General features: G+C 61.7%; 1 protein-coding gene. It reads right to left on the bottom strand.

Going from position 1 to position 1511, the window contains the following annotated elements:
- Window positions 1-1416, bottom strand: a 1416-nt coding sequence (locus AC6RA4_RS25530) for a hypothetical protein (RefSeq protein ID WP_500165130.1), incomplete at its 3' end; no start/stop codon positions are given.
- Between the last annotated feature and the right edge of the window lie 95 nt (window positions 1417-1511).

Raw genomic sequence — 1511 nt, 5'->3', positions numbered from 1 at the left:
CCAAAAGCCGTAGGCGATCGCGAGGATCACGCAAACTTCGACCAACACGCCGGCGAGCTGCGCGCCGATGCCTTGTGCGGCGAGGTCATGGAAATTGAGCCCCCAGAGCGAGGCCATGAGAATGGCAAGGACGATCAACAGGATCACCCGGCCGCAGCGCACGAGGCCCTCTTGCGTCTTGATATGCGCCGCCTGCAGGGCCGGCTCCTCAGTCTCATCATTCGGCCATGTTGCCTCGACAAGGCCGCGGATCATGGGCTCGAAAAGTGGCAGCGCGAGAATGAGCGCTAGGGTGACGTTGATCGCGCTCAGCGTGACGTTTTTGAGATTCCCCGTTGCGACCAGGAGCTCGACAAAGATCCACTGAATGACGACGAGGGCGATCGCGATATACGGCCAGGCATCGGCGATGCGGTACCAGACGGAGCCATCCTTGCTGTGGCTTTTGATCATCGTTGTGAGGGCGTGGCGGGCCTGCCAAATCGTCAAAATGATCAAGAGATTAAAGATGACGTTGAACCAAAACGCGATGCGCACTTCCCCGAGTGGCCAGTCGAAATTGACGAGCCAAATGACCAGGCCGACTGAAAAGGCCATCCAGCCGAAGATCAGCCCCATGCGCCATGTGAGAAACTTCGCTGTCTGATCGTCGACGGCGCAGAGTCTCAAGTCCGGGCGCTGCGGTGCGAGAACAAATCGCGCAGCGAGCACGGCAAACCAGGTCCATCCGAGCGAGGTGATCACGTATTCGATCACGCTGCGGTCGGCGGCGACGTTGTGGTTGAGTGTCGCATTCAGTGCCAAGCCGACCACGACGAATGCCAGGAGCACGGCGATGTGGAGCATCAATCGCTTCAGCAGGATCGCGATCCGCGTCCACAGATCTTCGGGTTCTGTCGCGGCCAGACGGGCATAGAGCGGGCGGGTTTTTCGCGAAACAAAGGCCGCGGCTGCGATGCCCGCGAGGAGGCACGCGGCGAGGCCCGCCACGACCCACCAGAGGCTGATATCGCCGCGCAGTTCCTCGAAGCGGGCGAAGGCGTTTTTAAACGCCTCGGGCGTCCGGACGACGTACGTCGAGGCTTCATAGATGTTCTTCGCGAACGCCGCGCTCCAGTCCCGCATCACTTCTGAAAAGGAGCGGTTGTCCGCCTCGGCGGCGCGGGCTTCTTCCTCTGCGACACGCTTGTCGAGTTCCTGGATCAGGAGCTCGCGGGCCTGGTCGTCACTGAGCCCGGAGAGCACGTCTCGGATCGCGTCGCGGGTAAGTTTATCGGGCAGCTTGGGGGTGGCCTCAGACGCTGACGTTGCCTCGCTCGCGACACCGGGGAGTTGCTGCGCTGAAACCGGCGCGACCGACAACACGGCGGCGCAGAGGAGCGTCAGAATGCGGATGAAATGGGCATGTATCGACATAGCTCCCCCATGGCATGTCCAACACGGGGCGTAAAGCGTCGTCGTCCCGCGGAACGGGTGTGTCGTTGATGGGAGGTGGGTGGGGGTGGGTTAGC

The organism is Salipiger sp., from assembly GCF_059781815.1.
The sequence above is the reverse complement of the archived record's forward strand: the minus strand, read 5'-3'. Positions and strand labels throughout refer to the sequence as shown.